The 26,580-nt window shown below is 27.9% G+C and carries 20 protein-coding genes and 5 tRNA genes; 19 read left to right on the forward strand and 6 right to left on the reverse strand.

The window, feature by feature from the left end; translation table 11 throughout:
• Nucleotides 1-15: 15 nt before the first annotated feature.
• Entirely contained in the window at nt 16-894 is an 879-nt protein-coding gene (dapA, locus tag BN346_RS16920) for a 4-hydroxy-tetrahydrodipicolinate synthase (RefSeq protein ID WP_040330159.1), read from the reverse strand.
• 155 nt (nt 895-1,049) lie between these two features.
• Nucleotides 1,050-2,048, reverse strand: a complete 999-nt coding sequence (locus BN346_RS16925; protein ID WP_040330160.1) for an aspartate-semialdehyde dehydrogenase — start codon at nt 2,046-2,048, stop codon at nt 1,050-1,052.
• A gap of 1,292 nt (nt 2,049-3,340) precedes the next feature.
• Here BN346_RS16925 and BN346_RS16930 point away from each other — a divergent pair.
• The 9 genes from BN346_RS16930 to BN346_RS16970 all read left to right on the forward strand — a co-directional run bounded on the left by BN346_RS16930 (nt 3,341) and on the right by BN346_RS16970 (nt 18,569).
• On the forward strand, nt 3,341-5,032 hold the full coding sequence (locus BN346_RS16930) for a peptide ABC transporter substrate-binding protein (RefSeq protein WP_040330161.1): 1,692 nt from the start codon (nt 3,341-3,343) through the stop codon (nt 5,030-5,032).
• Nucleotides 5,033-5,107: 75 nt separating this feature from the next.
• Nucleotides 5,108-6,043, forward strand: a complete 936-nt coding sequence (locus BN346_RS16935) for an ABC transporter permease (protein WP_040330162.1) — start codon at nt 5,108-5,110, stop codon at nt 6,041-6,043.
• A gap of 12 nt (nt 6,044-6,055) precedes the next feature.
• Nucleotides 6,056-7,000: an ABC transporter permease gene (locus BN346_RS16940; RefSeq protein ID WP_040330163.1), complete on the forward strand. Its 945-nt coding sequence runs from the start codon at nt 6,056-6,058 to the stop codon at nt 6,998-7,000.
• 16 nt (nt 7,001-7,016) lie between these two features.
• Nucleotides 7,017-8,060 (forward strand): ABC transporter ATP-binding protein, encoded by a 1,044-nt coding sequence (locus BN346_RS16945; RefSeq protein ID WP_040330164.1) that lies wholly within the window; start codon nt 7,017-7,019, stop codon nt 8,058-8,060.
• Nucleotides 8,060-9,049 carry an ABC transporter ATP-binding protein gene (locus tag BN346_RS16950; RefSeq protein WP_051540472.1) on the forward strand — a complete coding sequence of 330 codons (990 nt, stop codon included), beginning with the start codon at nt 8,060-8,062 and terminating at the stop codon, nt 9,047-9,049. The genes BN346_RS16945 and BN346_RS16950 overlap by 1 nt, the downstream gene beginning before the upstream one ends.
• A 542-nt stretch (nt 9,050-9,591) precedes the next feature.
• Entirely contained in the window at nt 9,592-11,292 is a 1,701-nt protein-coding gene (locus BN346_RS16955; RefSeq protein ID WP_040330165.1) for a peptide ABC transporter substrate-binding protein, read from the forward strand.
• A gap of 480 nt (nt 11,293-11,772) precedes the next feature.
• Nucleotides 11,773-13,509, forward strand: coding sequence for a peptide ABC transporter substrate-binding protein (locus tag BN346_RS16960; RefSeq protein WP_040330166.1), 1,737 nt, complete (start codon nt 11,773-11,775; stop codon nt 13,507-13,509).
• A 1,201-nt stretch (nt 13,510-14,710) separates the two neighbouring features.
• Entirely contained in the window at nt 14,711-16,456 is a 1,746-nt protein-coding gene (locus tag BN346_RS16965; protein ID WP_040330168.1) for a peptide ABC transporter substrate-binding protein, read from the forward strand.
• 430 nt (nt 16,457-16,886) lie between these two features.
• Nucleotides 16,887-18,569, forward strand: a complete 1,683-nt coding sequence (locus BN346_RS16970) for a peptide ABC transporter substrate-binding protein (protein WP_242838448.1) — start codon at nt 16,887-16,889, stop codon at nt 18,567-18,569.
• Nucleotides 18,570-18,601: 32 nt separating this feature from the next.
• Here BN346_RS16970 and hslO read toward each other — a convergent pair whose 3' ends face one another.
• The 3 genes from hslO to BN346_RS16985 all read right to left on the reverse strand — a co-directional run bounded on the left by hslO (nt 18,602) and on the right by BN346_RS16985 (nt 20,712).
• Nucleotides 18,602-19,489 carry an Hsp33 family molecular chaperone HslO gene (hslO, locus tag BN346_RS16975; RefSeq protein WP_040330169.1) on the reverse strand — a complete coding sequence of 296 codons (888 nt, stop codon included), beginning with the start codon at nt 19,487-19,489 and terminating at the stop codon, nt 18,602-18,604.
• Nucleotides 19,490-19,534: 45 nt separating this feature from the next.
• Nucleotides 19,535-20,272 (reverse strand): class I SAM-dependent DNA methyltransferase, encoded by a 738-nt coding sequence (locus tag BN346_RS16980; protein WP_040330170.1) that lies wholly within the window; start codon nt 20,270-20,272, stop codon nt 19,535-19,537.
• A 197-nt stretch (nt 20,273-20,469) separates the two neighbouring features.
• Nucleotides 20,470-20,712, reverse strand: coding sequence for an alpha/beta-type small acid-soluble spore protein (locus tag BN346_RS16985; protein ID WP_040330171.1), 243 nt, complete (start codon nt 20,710-20,712; stop codon nt 20,470-20,472).
• Between the two features lie 388 nt (nt 20,713-21,100).
• Here BN346_RS16985 and BN346_RS16990 point away from each other — a divergent pair.
• From BN346_RS16990 to BN346_RS17010, 5 genes are all read left to right on the forward strand, one after another.
• A tRNA-Val gene (locus tag BN346_RS16990) sits at nt 21,101-21,176 on the forward strand.
• 7 nt (nt 21,177-21,183) lie between these two features.
• Nucleotides 21,184-21,260: transfer RNA gene (locus BN346_RS16995), tRNA-Asp, on the forward strand.
• A gap of 8 nt (nt 21,261-21,268) precedes the next feature.
• A tRNA-Phe gene (locus BN346_RS17000) sits at nt 21,269-21,344 on the forward strand.
• 22 nt (nt 21,345-21,366) lie between these two features.
• A tRNA-Gly gene (locus BN346_RS17005) sits at nt 21,367-21,441 on the forward strand.
• A 4-nt stretch (nt 21,442-21,445) separates the two neighbouring features.
• A tRNA-Cys gene (locus BN346_RS17010) sits at nt 21,446-21,519 on the forward strand.
• A 342-nt stretch (nt 21,520-21,861) separates the two neighbouring features.
• Here the strand turns inward: BN346_RS17010 and BN346_RS17015 are convergent.
• Nucleotides 21,862-22,566, reverse strand: coding sequence for a DUF6873 family GME fold protein (locus BN346_RS17015; protein WP_040330172.1), 705 nt, complete (start codon nt 22,564-22,566; stop codon nt 21,862-21,864).
• A gap of 227 nt (nt 22,567-22,793) precedes the next feature.
• On the opposite strand from BN346_RS17015, the gene ytxC reads away from it, so the two are divergent.
• The 5 genes from ytxC (at nt 22,794) to BN346_RS17040 (ending at nt 26,573) form a co-directional block, all read left to right on the forward strand.
• Nucleotides 22,794-23,693, forward strand: a complete 900-nt coding sequence (gene ytxC, locus BN346_RS17020; protein WP_040330173.1) for a putative sporulation protein YtxC — start codon at nt 22,794-22,796, stop codon at nt 23,691-23,693.
• 234 nt (nt 23,694-23,927) lie between these two features.
• Entirely contained in the window at nt 23,928-24,455 is a 528-nt protein-coding gene (infC, locus tag BN346_RS17025; RefSeq protein WP_074432733.1) for a translation initiation factor IF-3, read from the forward strand.
• Between the two features lie 22 nt (nt 24,456-24,477).
• Nucleotides 24,478-24,675 carry a 50S ribosomal protein L35 gene (rpmI, locus tag BN346_RS17030; protein ID WP_040330174.1) on the forward strand — a complete coding sequence of 66 codons (198 nt, stop codon included), beginning with the start codon at nt 24,478-24,480 and terminating at the stop codon, nt 24,673-24,675.
• 18 nt (nt 24,676-24,693) lie between these two features.
• Entirely contained in the window at nt 24,694-25,053 is a 360-nt protein-coding gene (gene rplT / locus BN346_RS17035; RefSeq protein WP_040330175.1) for a 50S ribosomal protein L20, read from the forward strand.
• A gap of 152 nt (nt 25,054-25,205) precedes the next feature.
• Nucleotides 25,206-26,573: a TrkH family potassium uptake protein gene (locus BN346_RS17040; protein WP_040330176.1), complete on the forward strand. Its 1,368-nt coding sequence runs from the start codon at nt 25,206-25,208 to the stop codon at nt 26,571-26,573.
• Nucleotides 26,574-26,580: the final 7 nt, after the last annotated feature.

A 26,580-nucleotide genomic window follows, 5' to 3' on the forward strand; every position in this document is an offset into this window, starting at 1 on the left:
GTATCCTCCTTAAAACTATATTAGTTTATGATTAATTAAAGTATCTTCTAAAACCTTCTTATTAGATTCTTCCATATCTACAAGTGGAAGTCTTAGAGGACCAACATTTTTATTCATTAAGTTAAGTGCTACTTTTACAGGAATAGGATTTGTTTCAATAAATAGATTATTAGCTAAATCTAAAGTATTTAATTGAAGTTCTAATGCTTCTTTGCACTTACCCTCTTCAAATAATTTACAAATATTATGAACTGTTTCAGGTATAACATTTGCAAGAACAGAAATAACACCTAGTCCACCCATAGCTAAAGTAGGAACTATTTGATCGTCATTTCCAGAATAAATATCTAACTTATCTTTACATAAAGCTTTAATTTTAATAATTTGGCTCATATCACCACTAGCTTCTTTAACTGCTGTAATATTTTTTAGTTCACATAATTTTTCAAGCATTGAAGGTGAAATATTCATTCCAGTTCTAGATGGAACATTATAAACTATAATAGGAGTGTTCACACTGTTATCTATAGCTTTAAAATGTTCAAATAATCCTTTTTGACTTGTTTTATTATAATAAGGATTTATAACAAGTAAACCATCTACACCTACAGATTCTGCATATTTACTCATTTCTATAGCAGCAGCAGTATTATTGCTACCTGTACCAGCAATTACTGGTATCCTTTTATTTACTGTATCAACAGTAAACTTGATAGTATCTTTTTTTTCTTTTTCTGTCATAGTGGAGGCTTCACCAGTAGTTCCACAAATTATAATAGCATCAGTATGATTTTTTACATGCCATTCTAATAATTCTTTTAATTTTTCAAAATTTACTCCGTTTTCATTAAATGGTGTTACAAGTGCTACACCAGATCCTTTAAAAATACTCATAAAAAACATCCTTTCTAAAATTAATCAACAAATATAATTTGATATTAAAATATTTCTTAGTAAAATATCTGTAGATTTATTTGAACGCATTTAAGATTAATAAATTAAAATTCCTATAATTAAATAATATCAAAGTGTATTAAATACTACAAATTTTAGATAAGTTTCTTTTCTATAAAACATTCTGCTATTTGAATAGCATTAAGAGCTGCACCTTTTCTTATATTATCAGCTACAACCCAAATGTTAAGTCCGTTGTCTAAACTAAAATCTCTTCTTATTCTACCAACATAAACTTCATCTTTTCCAGCGATGTCTATAGGCATAGGATATATATTATTACTAATATCATCTTTTAAAACTATACCATTAGAAGAATTATATAAATTAAAAATATCTTCTATATTAAATGAAGTTTTAAGTTCGATATTTATACTTTCGCTGTGACCATGATACACAGGAACTCTTACTGTAGTAGCTGTAATTTTTAATGCATCATCATGAAATATTTTTTTTGTTTCATTAATCATTTTCATTTCTTCTTTAGTGTAGCCATTATCTAAAAATGAATCTATTTGAGGTATTACATTAAAAGCTATAGGTGAAGTGAATTTTTGAGGAGCTTTACCAGTAACACCTTCTTCTAAATCTTTAAATCCTCCCATACCGGCTCCTGAAACAGCTTGATAAGTGGAGTAAATAATTCTATTTATACCATAATTATCATAAAGTGGCTTAAGTGCAACCATTGCTTGGATAGTTGAACAGTTGGGGTTAGCTATTATTCCTTTGTGATTTAATATATCATCACCATTAACTTCAGGAACAACTAATGGAACATTAGGATCCATTCTAAATGCGCTACTATTGTCAATTACTATTGCACCATATTTAACAAAAATTTTTGCAAAAGCTAAACTAGTATCTCCACCAGCTGAAAAAAGAGCAAAATCTATTTTTTTATTTTTAATATTATCTTCATTTAATTCTTCAACTGTTATATCTGTATTTTTGAACTTTAATATACTTCCTGCAGATCTAGAAGAAGAAAAAAAGTAAATATTATTAATTGGAAAATTCCTTTCTTCTAATATACTTATAAATTGTCTACCTACCATTCCAGTAGCACCTACTACAGCAACGTTATAACTCAAAACAATCACTCCTTAAAAATTTTTAAAACATTATCTTAATATAATATGAAATAAAATTAAATTATATCAATTTTATTATATATGGAAATAAGGTACAAAATAAATGTTAAATATAAAAATTTAGCACTTTAATTAATAAAATTAATTTTGAAACATATTTTATATTATTACCATAAATTCACTAAAATAAAATAAATTTAAAATCATTATAAAAACTGAAAATCTTATACTAATATTATATTTTAAATTTTTACCATGAATATATCTAAAAAGTGCTTAAAACATAGTAAAAAATGCTAATGGATATATTGCTAAGAAGAATTTTGTAATATTTATTTATATTATAAGTTTTCAATTTTAAATGACATTTTATTAAATAATAAATCTAGAATTGCAAGTTATTTCCATTGTAATATTGGGAATCAATTAAGAACTAAGAAGTAAGAGTGAAAAGTTAGGGTATATATTACTCACTTTGTTCCTAATATCTAAAATAGAAACACATAAAAACTAATTTTATGTAGTCTTTAACTAATTTGCTTTGTAAATTATTATAGGGATTGATTGAAAAACTAATACTTCAGTTTTATTCTTCGCTGTTCATCGTTAATTTTTGTACAACACTTTAAATTGTTCTTTCTAAATTGAGATAAGAGTAATTGCATTTTAAATTTATATTCTTATATAAAGGTGTATTATTTGCAATTAATAATTTGTCGCTATATATTTATAAAAAAATTAAAAAATGAAGTGAGAATATTAAATTATGTATATATCATATATATAATTTATATGAATAAAATATACAAAATAAACTGAAATATAAAACTTAGTATACGTATTCATTCAATTTAATAAAAAATCTTATCAATGTAAAATATCAGCAGAGCAAAATGCTAAGTTTGAAATATTCACACAATGTTAATAAAATATACCATAAAAATGAAGAAATATAAGAAAAAGATTAATTAAATGTGAAAAAAATGAAAAAAGTATTAAAAAATGTAATAAACAACAAACAAATAAAACCAAAATTGTTTGACAATTGAAAAGCTATATGATAATATTAAAAAAATAAAATTTTTAATAATTTTATTTGAATTAATAAAAAGTTAAGTATGAAAGTTTGCAAAAAATAAAAATCAAAATTTAGTTATTTGTTAAATTTTGAATTGCAATTATTTAGTTTAAATTTTAAAAGATATTATATAGGGAAAATGAATTGTCTAAAAATTCAAAATTAAAAAATAATTAGGGTTTAATTTTTGCATTCTAATAGGGGGAATAAGAAAATGAAAAGCAAAAGAATGTTGTCAACATTATTAACAGTGTCATTAGTAGCTTCAATGGCATTAGTGGGTTGTGGAGGAAATAATAGCTCTGCTACAGCTGCTGATGGAGAAAGTACAGGAGAAAATGGTATTGATAAAGAACAATACTTAAATGTTTTAACAAAGGAGCCAAAAACTCTAGATGTATCTAAAGCAACTGATTCGTATGCTTCAGATATTCTTGTGGATGCAATGGATGCATTAACAAGAATGGAGAAAAAAGGAGATGGACCTGAAGAACCAGCTCCAGCAGCGGCAGAAAGTTGGAAAACTTCAGAAGATGGTTTAACATGGACATTTAAAATAAGAGAACATAATTGGAGTGATGGAAAACCTGTAACAGCTAAGGATTTTGAATATTCATTAAAAAGGACAGTAAAGCCTGAAACAGCATCACAGTATGCATTTTTACTATTTCCAATAAAGAATGCGGAAGCAATAAATTCAGGAAAGATGAAAATTGATGATTTAGGTGTAAAAGCAATAGATGATCATACATTAGAATTTACTCTAGAAAATCCATGTGCATATTTTTTAAATTTAACTTATTTTAAAGTTATGCAACCACAAAGACAAGACATAGTTGAAAAGTATGGAGACACATATGGTTCAGATGCAAATACCTTAATATTTAACGGACCATTTAAAATTACTGAGTGGTCTCATGATCATCAAGTAGTTCTTGAAAAGAATGAAGAATATTGGGATAAAGATAAGGTTAAATTAGATAAAATTACAATGAGAATAATAAAAGAAGAGCCGTCTAGAATGGCTGAACTTCAAAATGGTACATTAGATACAGCTGGAGTAACTAAACCAGAATGGATTAAGAAAATGGATGAAACAGGAAATTTCAATGTAATAAATGCTTATGATGGAGCTACAACATATCAAATATTTAATACACAAGATAAGTATATGAAAAATGCAAAGATAAGAAAGGCATTTATAATAGCATCTGATAGAGAGGGTTCTGTTAGTACATTATTTAAAGGAATGGCTGAACCTGCTAATGCTTGGTGTCCACCAGCAGTTAAAGCTGGAGAAAAGACTTTTAGAGAGCAATCAGAGGATTGGATTACAAAATTAAAAGAAGAAAATCCTGATCCTAAAGAGTTGTTAAAAGAAGGTTTAAAAGAAGAAGGATTAGATCCAGATCCAGCAAAGCATACATTTAAATACTTACAGTCTGGAACAAGTGCTAGTGATAAAGAATTTGCAGATTTTGCTCAACAAAACTTTACTAAAGTTTTAGGAGTTCAAATAATAGCTGAATTAGCAGATTTCCCTACATTCCAAAAGAGAACTGAAAGTATGGATTTCCAAATAGCTGGTCAAGGATGGACAGGTGACTATAATGACCCAAGAACATTCTTTGATTTGTTTTTAAGCAATTCAGGATTATCTCATACTGGTTGGAAAAGTGAAAAATATGATGAAATAATAGCTAAAACTGAAAAAACTATGGATCAAACTGAAAGAGCAAAATTATTTAAAGAAGCAGAAAAAATGCTTATATATGATGAGGGAATTATTTCACCACAAGTTTATAGAAAAAGAAATACTTATGTTGCAAAATATGTTAAGGACATGATGTATCCATTATTTGGTTCTAATGAATACAAATATGTTTATACTTCAGGTAGAAAATAAGCATATTAAAAAATAAAATTGCAACGAACTGTTAGTTCGTTGCAATAACTTTATATTAAATGGAGGGATGATGTGATGTTAAAATTTATTTTAAAAAGATTCGGGTATATGATTGTAACACTTTTTATTGCAATTACGATTACGTTTATGTTAATTCATACTATACCTGGAGATCCACTAGCTGCAATGGCTAGAAATTTACCGCCACAAATAAAAGCAAACTATTATGAACAACATGGATTAAATAAGCCAGTTATTGTTCAATATCAAAAATTCCTTGAAAATTTAATAGTACATCGTAGCTTGGGTGAATCATTAGCTTATCCAGGAAGAGATATAGCTAAAACTATAGGAGAACATGCACCTATTTCAGCAAGAATAGGTATACAAGCAGTTGCTCTTGGATTTACTATAGGAGTTATATTGGGAATTGTGGCAGCATTTAATAGGGGGAAATGGCCAGACTATTTAGTTATGTTCATAGCAATACTAGGAATTTCAGTTCCGGGATTTGTTGTAGCATCTTTATTACAATTAGGATTTACTGTACACCTTAGATGGTTTCCAACTACAGGATGGGGAACATTTAAACATACAGTATTGCCTAGTATAGCAGCAGCATTTGGAGGAATTGCTACTTATGCAAGATATATGAGAGCAAATTGTTTGGATGTAATAGGACAAGATTATGTAATTACAGCTAAGGCTAAAGGTGTTTCTAAATTAAGTTTAATATGGAAACATATTATCAGAAATGCAATATTACCAGCAATAACAATTTTAGGACCACAATTAGCTATGATTTTCGTAGGTGGATTTGTTATTGAAACTATATTTGCAATACCTGGACTTGGACAATATTTAGTTTCAGCTATAAATGATAGAGATTATCCTATGGTTATGGGACAAACAATGTTTATATCAACATTACTTATAGTATCATTATTTGTAGTTGATATAGTATATGGATTAGTTGATCCAAGAATAAGAGTATCTAAAGGAAGTAGATAGGGGGGATAGTGCATGGCTGAATTATCAAAAGAGAAGTTTAAAATTATTGGTTGTGATGAGAGTAAGTCTAATGAAATTTTGAGACCGAGTATAACTTATTGGCAAGATGCATGGAGAAGATTAAAACAAAATAAAGTTGCAATATTTTCACTTTGTATATTAATTTTTATGGTTATAATGGTTGCCATAGGACCAGCATTAGGAAAGGCTATATCTGGTGTGAGTTTTGAAATTACAAATAATGATTTAATAAATCAAGGCCCAAGTTCTAAATATTGGTTTGGAACTGATCAATTGGGTAGAGATACATTTGGAAGAGTTTGGAAAGGTGGAAGAATATCTATATTTATAGGTATTGTTGGAGCAATAATTGATACAGTTATTGGTGCTATCTATGGAGGTGTATCTGGATTTAAGGGTGGTCTTGTAGATGATATAATGATGAGAATAGTAGAAATATTAGCTAGTATTCCATATTTAATAATAGTAATTCTTATTTCTTTCTATTTTAAAAGTGATAAAAGTAATAGTTCATTAATGCCATTGATAGTTGCTATGACAATTACAGGTTGGACTGGTATGGCTAGACTTGTAAGAGGACAATTACTACAAATAAAAGAACAAGAATATGTGCTTGCAGCTAAAGCTCTTGGTGCTAGTTCATCAAGAATAATAGCAAGACATTTAATACCAAACACTATAGGCGTTATGATTGTTGCTATAACTTTTGATGTTCCAGGTCTTATTTTCTCAGAAGCATTCTTAAGTTATATTGGATTAGGTGTACAATCACCAAACACAAGTTGGGGAGCTTTATCATCAGCAGCACAACAAAACTTGATATTCTATCCAGAGCAGCTATTATTCCCAGCACTTGCGATTTCGCTTACGGTTTTATCATTCCAACTTCTTGGAGATGGACTTAGAGATGCTCTAGATCCGAAACTACGTCAGTAATAAGGGGGGGACAGTAATGGAAAAAAGAGGAAAAACAGAAAGAATATTAGATATCAAAGACTTAAGAGTTTCGTTCCATACTTATGCTGGCGAAGTTCAATCAGTAAGAGGGACAACTTTTCATTTAAATAAAGGAGAAACTTTAGCTGTTGTTGGTGAGTCAGGATGTGGAAAGACAGTAACATCAAAAGCTATAATGAGATTATTACCAGAACCTATGCCAGCAGAAATAAAAGAAGGTTCACAAATAATGTTTGATGGAAAAAATGTATTGGATATGAATGAAAAGGAACTTAGAGAACTAAGAGGTTCAGATATTTCAATGATATTCCAAGATCCTATGACATCTTTAAATCCAACTATGATAGTTGGTAAGCAAATAGCTGAAAGTTTAATTATTCATAGAGGCATGAATAAAAGTGAAGCTATGGCAGAAGCAGTTAAAATGTTAGAGCTTGTTAATATTCCTAATGCAGATAAGAGAGCACGTCAATATCCACATGAATTTTCAGGTGGTATGAGACAAAGAGCTATGATAGCTATTGCACTTGCTTGTAATCCTAAGATATTAATAGCTGATGAACCTACAACTGCACTAGATGTTACAATTCAAGCACAAATTATGGAATTGATTGGTGAATTACAAGAAAAATTAGGCACTGCTGTTATATTGGTAACACATGATTTGGGAGTTGTTGCAGACGTTGCAGATAGAATTCAAGTTATGTATGCAGGTCAAATAATTGAAAGAGGAACAGTAGATGAAATATTCTACAATCCACAACATCCATATACTTGGGCGCTTTTACAATCAGTTCCAAGACTGGGAACTAAAAACAAAGATGTGCTTTATTCATTACATGGTACACCTCCGGATTTAATAAAACCACCAGTAGGTTGTCCATTTGCAGCTAGATGTGAATATTGTATGGAAATATGTAAAGAAGCAATGCCAGAAGTTACAGTGTTGAGTGATACACAAGAAGTATCTTGTTGGCTTAAACATCCTATGGCTCCAAAAGTTGAGGTACCTGAAATATTGAAGAGAGGTGAAATGTAATGGCAGAACAAAAAATTGTAAAACCTAAGGCACAAGAAAAAGAAGTGTTGATAAAGGTTAAAAATTTAAAAAAATATTTTGTTGTTGGAAAAAATGCTGTACTAAAAGCTGTCGATGATGTTTCATTTGATATATATAAGGGGGAAACTTTAGGACTTGTTGGAGAATCAGGCTGTGGGAAAACAACTTGTGGAAGAACTGTAATGGGACTTTATGGAGCTACTGATGGAGAAATATTATTTGATGGTCATGATATAAGTAAATTTAATAAAAAAGAGAAAAAAGATTTTACTAGAAGAGCTCAAATAATATTCCAAGATCCATATGCTTCATTAAATCCAAGAATGACTGTTGGAGATATAATTGGTGAAGGTATTGATGTTCATGGATTGTATAGTGGTCAAGAGAGAACAAATAAAATATTTGAATTATTAAAATTAGTTGGACTTAATAAAGAACATGCGTCAAGATTTCCACATGAGTTCTCAGGTGGACAAAGACAAAGAATTGGTATAGCTAGAGCACTTGCTATAGAGCCAGATTTTATAGTTTGTGATGAACCTATTTCAGCTCTAGATGTATCAATACAAGCTCAAGTAGTTAATTTACTTATAAAATTGCAAAATGAGTTAGGATTAACATATTTATTTATAGCTCATGATTTGTCAATGGTTAAGCATATATCTGATAGAGTAGGAGTTATGTATCTTGGATCTATGGTAGAACTTGCATCTAGTCATGATTTGTATGATAAACCATTACATCCATATACTCAAGCATTACTTTCTGCAATTCCTATTCCAGATCCAGAAGCAGTAAGAAGTAAGAATAGGATTCAATTAGAAGGGGAAGTTCCAAGTCCTATAAACCCTAAACCAGGATGTAGATTTGCTGGAAGATGTAGATATGCTAAACCAATATGTAGTGAAAAGACTCCGAAATTTAAAGAAGTTGAGCCATTGCATTTTGTTGCATGCCATTTAGTTTAGAATGATAAAAAACACACTGAAATTATTAATAATTTCAGTGTGTTTTTTTATTTATATTTTTGTTTATTAGAGAATAGAAAATTTAGAAGTTGTCTTTCTATATTAAAAAAATGAGCTATTAGAGGTTTGTTCTGTGTATCTAAATATTATTAGAATAATAAAGTGAGTATAAACAATTTATGTTTGTGCAAAATTTTAATGAAAAGATATTAATAAAAAATGAATTAAAGAAAGTTATTTTTAATTAAAAATTAAATTAAAATAAAAAAATACTTCAAAACGTGATAAAAACATTCAAAAAAAGACAGAAAATTTAAAAATATAAAATATTTTTTATGAAATTATTTCAATATTCATAAAAAGTTAACTTGAAGAAGAATAGAAATCAGTTTAATCTATATACATAAAATAGAATAATAAAAATATAAAAAATAGATAAAAGAAATGTTGAATATTGTTTAAATTAAAAGAAAATAGTCTAATCAAGTTACAATATTCTACAAATTTGAATTTAAAATTAATAGATTTTAAGGGGGATTATTATGAAAAGTAAAAAAATATTATCAGCATTAATTGTTTTATCTTTAGCAACGTCTATTGGATTAGTAGGATGTGGTGAAAAAAATAATAGTAATGATGGAAATTCAGAATCTGCATCTTCAGATAAGAGTATGGATAAAGATCAACATTTAAATACTATATTAGATCAAGAACCTAAGACAATAGATCAATCTAAATCTACAGATTCGTATTCTTCACAAATATTAACTAATATAAGTGAAGGGTTAACTAGATTGGAAGCTGATGAACAAGGTAATACATCTATTGAAGCAGCAGGTGCTGAAAGTTGGGAGACATCAGAAGATGGATTAACATGGACTTTTAAAATTAGAGATATGAAATGGTCTAATGGAGATAAGGTTACAGCAGGAGATTATGAATATGGAATAAAAAGGACAATAAATGCTGAAACAGGATCACAATATGCGTTTCTATTATTTCCAATAAAAAATGCAGAAGCAGCAAATAGTAAGAAAGTTTCTTTAGATGAAGTTGGAGTTAAGGCTGTAGATGAAAATACTTTAAAAATTACATTAGAAAAACCATGTCCATACTTTCTAAAACTAACTTATTTTAAAGTTATGCATCCTCAAAATCAAAAATTCGTAGAAGAATGTGGAGAAAGATATGGAAGTGAAGCAGATAAAATGATTTATTGTGGACCATATAAGCTAGCAGAATGGTCTCATAATAATAAGTTAGAATTAGAGAAAAATGAAGATTATTGGGATAAGGAAAATGTTAAACTTGATAAGGTTACAATGAGAATAATAAAAGAAGAATCATCAAGAATGAATGAACTCTATAATGGATCTTTAGATATGGCTGGGGTTAGTAAACAAGAATGGATTAAAAAGTTGGATGAAACAGGAGAATATAAAGTTATTAAGGGATATGATGGTTCTGCAACATACACATATTTTAATCAAAATGATAAGTATTTTAAAAACCAAAAAATAAGACAAGCATTTATGCTTGCAGAAGATAGGCAAGGCAGTGTAGACACATTATTTAGGGGATTAGCTGAGCCGGCAATGGCATGGTGTCCACCACAAGTTGCAGTAGGAGATACTGAGTTTAGAAAAGTTGTAGGAGATGATTTGATATCTAGTATTAAAGAAAAAAATCCAGATCCTAAGGCATTGCTAATAGAAGGATTAAAAGAAGAAGGATTAGATCCAGACCCATCAAAACATAATATAAAATATCTTCAATCTGGAACAGATGCAAGATCAAAAGAATTTGCAGAGTTTTCTCAACAAAATTATAAAAATGTTTTAGGTGTAAATATACAACCAGAGTATTGTGAGTGGGCAATATTCCAATCTAGAACTGATCAAATGGATTATCAAATAGCATCTCAAGCGTGGACAGGAGATTATAATGATCCAAATACATTCTTTGATATGTTCTTATCAAATGCAGGAATTGTTCCAAGCGGTTGGAAAAGCGAAAAATATGATAATTTGATAGAAGAAGCTAATAATATAACAGATAATCCAGAAGAAAGAGCTAAAAAGTTCTTAGAAGCTGAAAAGATTTTATTAGATGAAACAGTAATATCACCAGGTGTATGGAGATTTAAAAACACATATGTAAGAAATTATGTTAAAAATTACACACCAAAGATATTTGGAACAGTTGATTTTAAAGGAATGTACATTTCAGGAAGAAATAAATAACTAATAAAATATTGAAAATATTAATAACATAAAAGGCTACAAAATAATTATTTTGTAGCCTTTTATGTTATTAATAATTAAGTCATTGGAATTATACTAAATTAGATTATAGTTTATAAAAAGTGGTATTTGAATTTCGGAGACATTGAGTATATTTATTAATTTAAAGTTGAAGAGTGTATAGAAATATTAATAACATGTAAATTAAAATAAACAATAAAATATTAAAAATATAAAAAAAGTATAAAAAAAATAAAAGAAAATTAACAGATAAACCTTAAATTAAGAAAAAGTTAAAAAAGTTTAGTAATAAATAAAATTAATGCATTACATATTGTGGAATATATTAATAAATAATTAATTATACAATTAAAGTTAACAGTGGAAAATGTTGATAAAATTATTTAAAAGATGTATTTTATATACAAGGAGATTTTCAATATTAAGAATATTACAAAAACAAATAAGGGGTTGATTTATTTGAAAAGCAGAAAATTAATGGCTGCATTATTAACTGTTACAATGGCCACATCAATACTAGCAGTTGGATGTGGAAACAAAAAAGATAACAATAAGAATGAAAATAGTAAGAAAGAAGAAAAGAAAGAAGATAAAGAAAATAAAGATAATGCAAAAGAAGATAAAATGGATAAAGAGCAATATTTCAATGTTCTTAATACTGAACCTAAAACTTTAGATCAGTCAAAATCAACAGATGTATACTCTTCAGATGTATTATGTAATATTAGTGAAGCTTTAACAAGAATTAAATCTGAAGAATATGGAGTAGAAGAAAATGGACCAGGTGCAGCAGAAAGTTGGGAAGTTTCAAAAGATGGACTTACTTGGACATTTAAGTTAAGAGATATGAAATGGCAAGATGGAGAAAAAGTAAAAGCTCAAGATTTTGAGTACAGTATAAAAAGGACATTAGATCCTAAGACAGCATCACAATATGCATTTTTATTATATCCAATAAAAAATTCAGAAGCATATTTTGGTAAAAAAGTAAAGGCAGAAGATGTAGGAGTTAAAGCAATTGATGATAATACTTTAGAAATTAAACTAGAAAAAGCATGTCCATATTTCTTGAAATTAACAGCATTTAAAGTTTTTCAACCACAAAGAAAGGAATTTGTTGAAAAGTTAGGAGACAAATATGGAACAGATGCGGATAAAATGATTTCTTGTGGACCGTTCATTTTGAAAGAGTGGGCGCATGATAATAAAATTGTTTTGGAAAAAAATCCAGAGTATTGGAATGCTGAAAATATAAAATTAGAAAAAGTTACCATGAAATTAATAAAAGATACTAATTCTGCAATGACAGAACTTTATAATGGAGGATTAGATACTGCTGGAGCTAATAAAACAGAATGGATTGAAAAGTTAGATAAAACAGGTGAATTTAATGTACTTAAAGGTCCATCAGGTAATACTAGTTATGCTGTATTTAATCAACAAAATAAATATTTAAAAAATGCAAAGATAAGAAAGGCACTTTCGCTTTCAATAGACAGAGATGGAATGGCAAATACTTTATATTATGGAATTCATGAACCTGCTACTGCGTGGTGCCCTCCTAAAATTTCTGTAGCAGATGGTAAAGAATATAGAACATTAGAAAGTGAAGATTTAATAGGTAAATTGGCAAAAGAAAATCCAGATCCAAAGAAATTATTTATAGAAGGATTAAAAGAGATTAATGAAGATCCAGATCCATCTAAACATACATTGAAATTATTACAATCAGGAACAACACCTAGAGATAGAGAAGTTGCAGAATTTTCTCAACAAAACTTCAAAAAGAAATTAGGTGTAAATATAAATGTTGAATATTGTGAATGGGCTATATTCCAAGATAGAACAAAAAATAAAGATTTTGAAATTGCATCTTTAGGATGGACTGGAGATTATGATGATGTAAATACATTCTTTGATTTGTTTATGACTGGTAATGATATAATTCATTCAGGATGGAGTAGTACAGAATATGATAAATTAATAATAGAAGCGAACAAAATTATAGATAATCCTGAGGCAAGAGCTAAGAAAATTGCGGAAGCTGAAAAAATGTTAGTTTATGATGAAGCGATAGTAGCACCAGAAATGTGGGGTAATAGAAATACTTATATTCGTAAATATGTTAAAAATTATGTTCCGAAAATATTTGGAGCTGCAGATTTCTCAGACGTATATATTTCTGGACGTGAATAATTTTAAAAGAAACTACATTAAGGTAATTTAGTTTATAAATTTATTCTAAAATTACAGAATGTAAATATAGGACTATTGATAAATTTCAGTTTATCAATAGTCCTTTCTAATGTGTAGAAATTTAAATTTTTGAAATGAAAAAAGTAATAAACTATATGTAGTGGGAATTCATACTAGCAAATCTAACATAAAACTGTATTTGTAATCTAGTTTTGCGTAAGAATAGTGCTAAATTATATGTAAATAAAATGGAAAGTATATTCAAGATGATTTGAAAAAAGATTAAGGAATAAATTTGTAAATAAATGAAAAATCGCTTGATAATATTATTTTTGATGAAATAGAATACAATTATAATTAGTAGGAGGGGGGAATATTAAAATTTAATATGATTATATAGAGATTTTAATAGCATTTACATTTCGGAAAGAGAAAATAACAATAAATATTAAATGTAAATTTACAAATTAAAAACTTAGATTAGAATTATACAAATATAAATAAGGTTATTATAAAGTGAATTCTAAAAGTAATTTTGTAATGATTTTATTTTTTTTTATAAAATTATTTTTGTTTGTGTTAACAAATTACTAACTTTATATCAAAGGATTTTTCTTAATTTTTAAGAGATACAAATCTTATGATTAACAATTTTATTTTCAAAATTCAAATTTCTAATAAGAACATGTCAAGGTATTAAAGTTATAAATTTAGTATACCTAAATTCATATATGTATTAAAAGATATAGTATCTGTTACTGAAGATATTACTTTGAACTTGAATTTGTAACATTATAAAACAAATATTAGGAATATTTTAAAGGGATGATTAATAAATATAGTATTATAGAAATAAAAATGTATTTAATCATAGTAATGATTAAAAAGTAATTTATAGATATAAAAATTGATTTAGAAACATTGAAATTATATTAAAAAAATATGAAAATAATAGTAAAAATTAACATAAAGTACATTTATATATATAAATTACAGGAAATATTAAGTTATATACTTAAATTAGTTGTATAAAACATAAAAAAATATATAACTTAAATATTAAGAAAGTGTAAAAAGTACAATTAAAATTAACATGGTAAATTATTGATTTTAAACAATGAAAGGGTTATTCTTATATCCAAGGATAAATTGGAATAAACTTAAAAAAATTACATTTATTATTTAAGGGGGTTGATTTATTTTGAAAAGCAGAAAATTAATGGCTTCATTGTTAGCAGTGACAATGATGACTTCAAGTATTTTAGTTGGATGTGGAGGAACAGACAATAAAAAAGATAATAATAAAAAGGAATCTAGTGCACAAGAAGATAAAAATGGGGATAAGAAACAAGCTAATGAAGATAAGATTGATAAAGAGCAATATCTTAATACATTGTTAGGTGCAGAACCTAAAACAGTGGATCCATCTAAGGCTTCAGATACAATATCATCTGAAATTTTTACAAATACAATGGAAACATTGACAAGGCTTGAAGAAGATGAAACTGGAAAACTAGTTATATCACCAGGAGTTGCAAAAGAGTGGAAACAATCTGAAGATGGATTAAAATGGACATTTACTTTGAGAGATTCCAATTGGAGTGATGGTAAGCCTGTTACAGTAGATGATTTTATATATAGCTTTACTAGAACATTAGATCCTAAAACTGCATCACAATACTCACAAATATTATATTACATTAAAAATGGACAAGAATTTAATAAAGGAAAAGCAAAAGCAGAAGATTTAGGGCTAAAGAAAATCGATGATCACACTCTAGAAATTGAACTAGCTGCTCCATGTTCATATTTCTTAGATTTGACATATTTTAAAACTTTAGTACCACAAAGAAAAGATATAGTTGAAAAGTATGGAGATAAGTATGGTACTGATAAGGATAACCTTATATACAATGGACCGTTTATTATAAGTGACTGGAAACATGATAATGAATTAGTCCTTGAGAAAAATCCAGAATATTGGGATAAAGATTCTGTAAAATTAGATAAAGTAAGTATGAAAATAATACAAGAAGAAAGTTCTAGGATGAATGAAGCTTTAAATGGAAATCTTGATACACTTGGAGTAAGTAAACCTGAATGGATTGAAAAGTTTGATGCTACTGGTGAATATGAAGTAAAAAATAATTATGATGGTTCAAATTGGTATATGCTATTTAATCAAAAAAATAAATATTTAAAGAATGCTAAAATAAGAAAAGCACTATCATTAGCATTGGATAGAGAAGGATATGTTAAAACTGTAGATAGAGGCATACCAGAGGTAGCTACAGCATGCTGCCCACCTAAAGTTAATATTGGTAAAGATGAGTACAGAGATCTTGTAAAAAGAGATTATGTTGAAGAATTGAAAAAGGAAACTGAAGGAAAAACTCCAAAAGAGTTATTTGTAGAAGGATTAAAAGAAATTAATGAAGATCCAGATCCATCTAAAGTTACACTAAAATTATTGTCACAAGATGGTGGTGGAGCAAGATCAAAAGAGGGTGCAGAATATATTCAAGCTAATTACAAGAAAGAATTAGGAATAGATGTAAAAGTTGATTTGCAAAAATTTGCTATATTCCAAAAATTGATGGAAAATTTAGATTATGATATGGTTTCTGCTGGATGGCATGGTGACTATAATGATCCTAATACATTTTTTGAAATATTTAAATCAGACTCTACATTACAACCATCAGGTTGGAAAAATGAAGAATTTGATAATTTAATAAATAAAGCAGGTAATACAATAGACCAAAAAGAAAGATTAAAGATGTTTGAAAAAGGTGAAGAAACATTATTAGTTAAAGATGCAGTAATGTCTCCTATGTATTATACTAGAACTAACACTTATGTAAAAAAATATGTTAAAAAATACTCAAAACCAACTTGGTCACAAAGAGATTTCAAACACACTTATACTTCAGGTAGAGAAAAATAAAAAATGATTTAGAAAAGATTATGACAAACATTATGTTTGTCATAATCTTTTTATTTAAAAAAATAAGGAAAATAAATTATAAAATATGTGATAACGTTGAATATTAACATAGAATTAATATATAATTAATATAAGTAGTAAATTTAAAAAGTAGAAATACATATTATTTTATGATTCAAGTTGAGTTTAATACTAAGTTTTATAAAATACATAAAAGTAATTACCATTTAAAGTTATTTAACAAAAAGTTTAAATGCTGATTATTATAGAGTTCCAGCTTTATATTTAAAATTATTAATTTTTAAATTTGGATACTCGTAAGATATTGAAGCAGCTCAAAAATCTTTTCAAGCTAGTTTCAAGATTGAATAGGGCGAAATTTGAAGTAGACAAATTAAAAGCCTTATATATTATTCAAGGAGAAGTTTTAATGATTATGAAGATAAGGAAAATGTCAAAAATTATAATTAGTTTAGTTATGGCATCTGTAGTACTTAGTGCTTGTTCAACAAAACAGCCTAAAAATATTAAAGAAAATCAGGGTGATGCAAAAGTAAAACATAAAAGCAATATCAATGTAATGATAGAAGCAGAACCTAGAACATTAGATCAAGCAAAAACTATAGATACGTACTCATCAGACATATTAACCAATGTGATGGAAGGACTTACAAGAATTGAAATTGATGAAAATGGAAATGATGAGATAAAGGCAGCTGGAGCAGAATCTTGGAATGTTTCAGAAGGTGGCAAAGTCTGGACTTTTAAATTAAGAGATATGATGTGGAGTGATGGAAAAAAAGTAATACCTGAAGATTATATATATGGTATAACAAGAATGTTATCACCTGAAATAGCATCAGATTATGCGTTTTTATTATTTCCTATAAAAAATGCAGAACAATTTAATTCTGGACAAGCAAGAGCTGAAGATTTAGGAATAAAAAAAATAAGTGAAAATGAATTACAATTTACTTTAGAACAACCAACAGCTTATTTTTTGAAATTAACATATTTTAGAAGTATGAATCCTCAGAGAAAAGATATAGTAGAGAAAGAAGGGGATATGTATGGTAGCAATGCAAATAATATGGTATATACAGGGCCTTTTGTAATATCTAAGTGGGTTAGGAATTCTACTATTGAACTTGTGAAAAATGAAAACTATTGGGATAAGGAATCAGTTAAAATTGATAAGATAACAATGAAACATTTTGAAAATGAAAATGATAAACTTAATGCATTTTTAGATGGAAGTATAGATATAGGTGAATTTTACAATAACACATTTAGAAATACTTTAGATGAAAATAAAGAGTTTATAAAAAAAGAAAAATATGAGGGATCTACTAGTTATACGTTATTTAATCAACATGATAAATATTTTAAAAATGAAAATATAAGGAAGGCCTTTATAATTGCATCAGGAAGAGAACAAATGCCTAAAGAAATGTCTAGTAATTTGGGAAAACCTGCTACAGGGTGGTGTCCGCCAGGGGTAAAGGTTATATTAAATGACTATAGAGATAAAGTTGAGTATTCGCCTGTTGAAAATTTAAAAAATAGTTATGGAGATCCTAAAGAGTTGTTGGAAGTAGGATTAAAACAACTAGGACTAGATGAAACACCATCTAATCATACATTTAAATATTTACAGGCAGAAGGAAGTGAAAGAACTAAGCAATATGCTGAACATGAAAGAAATGTTATTGAAAAGACGTTAGGAGTAAATATAGAAGTTGAATATGTTGATTGGAATACTTTTCAACAAAGAACTAGACAAATGAAGTACCAAATGGCTTGTCAAAGTTGGACTGGGGATTATGATGATCCAAGTACATTTTTTGATATTTGGGTATCTACATCAGGTATAGTTCCAACGGGTTGGTCTAATGCAAAGTATGATGAATTAATAAAAAATGCTAATAGAAGTATTGATGAAGATGAAAGAACAGAACTATTTAAACAAGCAGAAAAAATATTAATAGAAGAAGATGGTGTAATAAGTCCATTGATATGGAGTAAGAAAAGCACTTATATACGTAAAAATATAAAAGGGTTTATGAAACCTATGTGGGGAAACATGGATTTTAAATATGTTTACAAAGAATAATAAAAGAGACTTGGATTTTATCCAAGTCTCTTTTAGGATGATTTAGCTTCTTTTAATAATTTACCTATATCATCTTTAGTAAATTCATATTTAGTATTGCAAAAATGACAGTGAATTTCTTCAGTTTTTCCATCATCATAAATTTCTTGCAAATCTTTTTCTCCAATGCTTAGAAGTACTTTTTCTACTCTTTCTCTAGAACAATCGCATTTAAAATTTATTTCTGTATTTTCTTCGTAAATCTTTAAATTCATGTCATCGAAAAGTGTATTTAAAATATCTTCAATAGATTTACCTTGGCTTATCATAGTTGTAATAGGTGGTATTTCTTGTAATCTATAAGTAAGTATATCAGCTAAAAACTCAGAAGCATCAGGCATCATTTGTATTATAAAACCACCAGCAGCTTTTATACTTAAATCTTTATCTACTAACACACCTACAGCTACGGCAGAAGGTGTTTGTTCAGAAACAGTAAAATAGTAAGCTAAATCATCTCCAATTTCTCCAGTACATATAGGAGTTTGACCAACATAAGGGTCTTTTAGTCCCATATCTCTTATGATTTTTAAATAGCCATTTTTACCGATTGCTCCACCTACGTCTAATTTACCCTTAGCATTTAATGGAAGGTCTACATTAGGATTGCCTATATAACCCTTTATATTTCCATCGGAATGAGTTGTTACAGTAATGCCTTTAGCATCTCCACCACCATCAATTTGCAATGTTAAGCTATCGTTTTCTGATTTTAGCATAGCTCCCATTAAACTACCAGCAGTTAACATTCTACCAAGAGCAGCTGAAGCTGTTGGTGAACAGTTATGAATTTTAGAGGCTTTTTCTACCATTTCAGTAGTAATTGCAGCTATTATTCTAATATCACCATTATTAGCTGTTGCTCTAACTAATTTGTCCATTTTGAATCCTCCTATTATAAATAAAAAATATAAAATTAAATAGGTTTATTTTCTTACTATATAAGTTATTCTTTCGCTTTCTTTTGTATATGGAGTGTTGTTGTAGCAATCTACAATATTATATATAGTAAAACCTAGTTCTTTTAGAATAGATATGATTGTATCTTCGGTATATGCTTTTTCTGTATGCTCTTCATCAAAGCGATTGTATACTTGTCCGTTTTTTACGAAAAAAGTAAGATACATATTTACAATATCGTTGTCTAAATAATTTTCCCATATGTAGGTAACATCTTCACTATCATAGTTAAATGTATTATTTCCTAATATATTGGTAAGTTTATTGTATGAATTCATATCAAAAATGAATACGCCATCATCTTTTAAAAGTTTATATACACCAATAAAATAATTTTTTAAATCATCTTCATCAATTATATAGTTGGTTGAATCTAGCGCACAAGTTATTAAATTAAACTGATTTTTTATATTAAGACTACATATGTTTTGGCAAAATACCTTTGAACGAATATTTTTTTGCCTTAATTTTTCTTCTGCAATAGAAAGCATTTCTTGAGATAAATCTACGGCATAAGTATTTAAAAAGTATGGTGCAAGTTCTATTGTTAAATTTCCTGTTCCGCAGGCCAAATCCAAGTAATTTTTTCTATCAATGTTTAGATTGTCGCAGATGTTTAATATTTTTAAAGCCCAGTATTTATAATTAACATCATCATATATCAATTCATCATAAATACTAGCGAAGTTCTCATAACAACTCAAAAAAATCCCCCTTCCTTAGTAATATTATCAAATTTATATAAAGCGAATAATACTATTAATAATATCATTAAATATTTTAATAAAAAATAAATATTAGTCAATATTTAAGAGTTTATTATATTATATTATATTATATTAAAGCTTTTAAATTTATTTGTCCAAGATTTTATAGGTTTACAGTGTATTCAAATGGTATTTTAAAGTATATCATCGTTTTTAGGAAGTTTCATAAGCTTTTTCTTTTTAGTCATAAGTCCACCTATTCTACCAGTTTCTTCAGTTGTGAGGCTACTCCAGCCATATTTATTAACTTTATCTATTAATCCTATTTCTTCAGCAATTTCATACTTCATTTGTTCACGTAGTTTTTCGTAAGGTGTTAATTCTCTATTGCTTTTAAGTTTTGCTTTAATAACTTTTTTTAATGGCGTTTTTCCCAAGTGTACCCCTCCTATTCATATTAAATATTTTGTGCTTTAAATGTTTTTTTATTCATAGTGAAGGTTTTTTATATTAATTTTTTAATATATTTCATAGTAAGGGAGTAGATCTAAAAGTATATCATTGGAAGTGGTTTTGAAATTTAATGTAGAAATCTAAATTTAAACTCTAAGTTATTCATGTTTCAGTTGAGAATTTTAATTTAGATTTTTTAAATGAAAAAAGGATAATTGATATTGAATAGTGAATGTAAAAAACAAAGTATTTAAGAGCAAAAAAGTTTAAAATAAAGCATAGTAAGAATAATTTGAAATAGGGATAAAAAACCATGTTGACAATTAAAGTGATTTTTTGTAAGATATAAATGTACTCAATGACGTACGAAATGGTCGCATAGCTCAGCTGGGAGAGCATCTGCCTTACAAGCAGAGGGTCACAGGTTCGAACCCTGTTGTGACCACCAATAATATGGCCTAGTGGCTCAGTTGGTTAGAGTACCGGCCTGTCACGCCGGGGGTCGAGGGTTCGAGTCCCTTCTAGGTCGCCATAATTTTAGGCTCGATAGCTCAGTCGGTAGAGCAGAGGACTGAAAATCCTCGTGTCGCTGGTTCGATTCCTGCTCGAGCCACCAAAATTATATATGGTATTAAAATGCGGGAGTGGCTCAGTGGTAGAGCGTCACCTTGCCAAGGTGAACGTCGCGAGTTCGAATCTCGTCTTCCGCTCCAATATGGCGCTATAGCCAAGTGGTAAGGCAGAGGCCTGCAAAGCCTTTATCCCCAGTTCAAATCTGGGTGGCGCCTCCATAAACTCACTATAATTATTATAGTGAGTTTTTTTGTGCATAAATTTAGATTTTAATGAGATTGAGCTTGTAAAAAATGACATCTTGTTAATCAATGTATTTGTAAATTTATTCCGTAAAATAAAAAATAAACATAAAAATATCATAATAACTGAAAAAAATAAACATAAAAAATTTTAAAGTAAAAATTAATAGTATAAAGTCGAAGTTAATTTTTAACAAATATACTATTAGTAAAATATAATAAATTAAGTAGTGAAACATGAGTTTCATAGAATTCAAAGTTGAATTTTTGAAAGTAATTATTCGAGTAGATCAGGGTGAATTTCATTATTTTAATAATTTATATATCTAAGAAAAAAATACTACCTCTATCGATCAATTTACCTTCATTTAAATATATTGGAGTTATTTTATATTTACATAAGAAATTTAATACCTCATCTTTATATTTATAATAATCTAAAGAACCATAAAACACTATGGAGTTTTTATTAAATAGCCCACAAGTTCCACCTATGAAACCATAGTCTAATCCAGGTAAAGTGATATCTCCAGGAGGTAATAAAAGTACATCTATATCAGTATTTAAAAGTGCTTTATGTATAGATGTATCGCTGGTAATTATTGCATTGTCGTTTAAAATTGCAGTGGAGCATTTAGTGTATCCTTGTTTAACGTGTATTAAATTTTTGTTAGTCACAAAAGATAATAGTTTCTTATCTGTGAATTTTAAATTATGTACAAAATAATTTTTTAAATTTAATGCATTTAAGGATATATCATAAGGATAGTTAGTTTTGAGACTATTCTCTGATAATATACAATTTAAATTAAATGTTTTTAATAAATGTATAAAGTTTATATCTATGTCTTTGTCCAATATTAATGTATCATTTGAAATGACATGAAGAGACATGTCGGGATGTCCACAAACTGCCTTGTATAGAGTGTTATTTATTGGACATTTTATAATTTTACAATTAAGCTTTGATAAATTTAGATACTCTGAGTCTGATATTCTAGGATCAACTAATGCTATTTTCAAAATAGTACCTCCTTAAGGTTGAAATTGGATGTTAAACCTGTAGTTTCTATGTATATATATTTAAGAATTTGTGTCGAAAATTGTTAAAATTATTAATGTATATCAATTTATATAATAAGCATAATAAGAAAGAAATATATTTTACCATGATAGCACTTACAAAAGTTTTTAACAAGTTTATAGCTTTTATAGTGAGGTATTCACCATACTAAAAAGGAGTGAGCTATATGTTGCTGTTAACATTAATAAAAGATGATACTAGAGAATATTTAATAGAGTCAATAAGGGAAGCAAGAGAATATTTTAAAGTGAAGAATGTAAAGGTAGGGATTTCAGAAAGTATAGAAAATAAGCATCATATAATAAAAATTTATTGTGATGATGTAAATTATGATGATAGATTTAGAAAAATGTTTAATCTTTATATAGGAAATATACTATTTAAAGAACTTGTTGATGAATTTTGTTCAAACAATATAAACAAATATCTTACTGAAAATTATTATTTTTTAAGGTATGAAGATATAATAGAAATTAGAAAAAATGTTGAAAGTGTAATGCAAAAAGAAAATAGCTCTATGGATGAGCACATGATATATTATATGAATAGGAAAAATGATATAATAGATGAAATTGTTGAGTTTATAGAAGAAAATGAAGTTATAAATATAAATGGTTTTATTACTTTTAGAATGAAGCAATTCATAAGTCAATTGGAAGGCATCTTAGAAAAAATAGTTGAAAAGTTTATGGTAGAAAAAGAATATGATGAATTTATAAAGCTTTTAAAATATTTTATAGATGTTCAGGAAAGCAAAATAGATGAGGTTCATATTATAATAAACAATGAAGGAAAATATGCGGTTGTTGATAAATTTGGAAATGATATTCTTCAAAATCTTATTAGTGAATTATATGATGGAAATGCAAACATTCAAGTTACTATGGAGGATTTGATTATAAGTGGACTTATAACAACAGCACCGAAAAAACTTATAATTCATTGTGTGGATAACTGCCAAAACAAAGAGATTATAGAAACTATAAAAAAAGTATTTGGAGATAGGTTGAATTTTTGTAATGAATGTATAAGATGTAAGCAAATAAAAAGTATAAATAAAATATAAAAATATAGTTGACAACAATGCAAAAGTATATTAAAATGAAAAAGGTTTGAAAAATAAATATAAAGTTACTTTTGAAGTAGAAACAGCCGTTTCTCACCTTGCAGCATTGCTAGAAAGGTTTACTGTAATGACTAATAATGAGTGATTGATACAGTAGGACGGCTATGCCGTCCTTTTTATTTTAAATAAATTTCGAAAGTATATTTTTATATATTTTATATAATACACCAGGAGGTGAAAATTATTAGTAAAAATAAAGACTTCATGATGAATGAAGAAATAAGAGCTAAAGAAATAAGAGTTATAGGTGATGATGGTGAGCAATTAGGCATTTTGCTTACTAAAGATGCTTTAAACCTTGCAGAAGAAAAGGAAATGGATTTGGTTGTAATATCACCAAATGCGACTCCGCCAGTATGCAAAATAATGGATTTCGGTAAATATGTTTATGAACAACAGAAAAAAGAAAAAGAAGCTAAGAAAAAGCAAAAAGTAATAAACATTAAAGAAATCAGATTAAGTGCTACTATAGAAGACCATGATATAACTATCAAATCTAACAATGCTAGAAAGTTTTTATTAGATGGAGACAAAGTAAAGGTTACTGTAAGATTTAGAGGTAGAGAGATAGAAAATTCAAAAGTAGGTCATAAGATATTAAACTCTTTTGTTGAAAAGTTAGGCGATGATTGTGTTGTAGAAAAGCCTGCTAAACAAGAGGGTAGAAATATGATATTAATATTAGCTCCAAAAAGAGCATAAACACTGAGAGGAGGAATCTATTATGCCAAAAATGAAAACTCATAGAGGTGCAGCTAAAAGATTTAAAAAAACAGGAACAGGTAAGTTAAAAAGAGCTAAAGCTTTCAAAAGCCATATATTAACTAAGAAAAGTTCAAAAACTAAGAGAAATCTTAGAAAAGCGGGATACGTTGCAACTGCTCAAGAAAAAGCAATGAAGAAACTATTACCATATTTATAATTTTAGGAGGTATTTTAAATGGCAAGAGTAAAGAGAGCTGTCAACGCTCGTAAAAAACATAAAAAGATATTAAAACTTGCAAAAGGATACTACGGTGGAAAAAGCAAGTTATACAAAACAGCTAATGAATCAGTTATAAGAGCTTTAAGAAATGCATATGTAGGAAGAAAATTAAAGAAAAGAGACTTCAGAAAACTTTGGATAGCAAGAATAAATGCTGCTACAAGAATGAATGGACTTTCTTATTCAAGATTTATGAATGGAATGAAGCTTGCTGGAGTAGAAGTTAATAGAAAAATGCTTTCAGAAATAGCTATCAATGATCCAAAAGCATTTGCTGAATTAGTAGAAGTAGCTAAAAAACAATTAGAAGCTTAATTAAATATAAGTACATAAAAATGTAGCCTAAGGCTACATTTTTATGCTTTATAATTATTTTTATAAATAATAGGGGAATACTATAATATGTTGATAAAAAAGTATATAATATACAGTATATTGAGATAGTATAAGGATTTGAGGTGTCTTAAATGCAATTGAGAGTGAGAGATGTTTTAAAGAATAAGGATTTTACTCCTGTGCAAATACTTGCAATAGGATATGCAAGTATAATATTTTTAGGGGCTGTATTATTAACATTACCTATATCTAGTAAAAATGGAAATGCAACACCGTTTTTAGATTCGTTATTTACGTCTACTTCGGCAGTATGCGTTACGGGGTTGGTTACCGTAGATACAGGTACATATTGGAGTTATTTTGGTAAAACTATTATAATGCTCTTAATACAAGTTGGAGGATTAGGATTTATGGCTTTTGCTACAATGTTATCATTAATAGCTGGAAAAAAGATAACATTAAGACAAAGATTAATTATGCAAGAATCTATGAATTCTTCTTCATTACAAGGAATTGTAAAATTAGCCAAATATATATTATTGTTTACATTTTCTATAGAAGGATTAGGAGCATTATTATTAAGTACTCAATTTATACCTATTTTTGGTCCAATAAAGGGTATTTATTATAGTGTATTTCATGCAGTATCTGCATTTTGTAATGCTGGATTTGATTTGATGGGGAATTATTCAAGTCTTATTGGATACTCAGGAAATGTTGTTATTATAATAACTATTTCTGCACTTATAGTTATTGGAGGTCTTGGATTTATTGTATGGAATGAAATATACACTTATAAAGTAAGAAAAAGATTATCTTTACATAGTAAAGTTGTAATATCAATGACTACTTTTTTAATATTAGGTGGAACAGTTTTATTCTTTATATTTGAGTATTCAAATCCTGGAACTATGAAGGCAATGGGATTAAAGGAAAGATTATTATCTTCTCTTTTTGCATCTGTAAGTCCTAGAACTGCTGGATTTAATTCAATTGATTTATCAAAACTTACAGTTCCATCAATATTTTTAATGATTATACTAATGTTTATAGGTGGTTCACCAGGTTCTACTGCTGGTGGAATTAAAACTTCAACAGCTGGAATTTTATATATGACAGTAAAATCTATAATAAATGGAAGAGAAGATACTGAAATATTCAAAAAGAGAGTTAATAAAGATATAGTTTATAAATCTTTTGCGATAACAATTATTGCACTTGGGGTTTTATTTACAGTAACTGTATTATTGGCAATAACTCAATCAGCTAGTGGAGAGCCTTTTGAATCTTATGTATTTGAAGCTGCGTCAGCACTTGGTACAGTTGGAAGTACATTAGGATTGACACAAAAATTGAATTCTATCGGGAAAATCATTATAATATTAACAATGTATGCTGGTAGAGTAGGTGCATTAACATTAATTTTAGCTATTGCTATTAACAAGAAAAAGAAAAATTTATCAATAAAATATCCAGAGGATAAAATATTAGTTGGGTAAAGGGTGA

Source organism: Clostridium ihumii AP5 (genome assembly GCF_000612845.1).
In the GTDB taxonomy this organism is placed as follows: Bacteria; Bacillota; Clostridia; order Clostridiales; family Clostridiaceae; genus Clostridium_J; species Clostridium_J ihumii.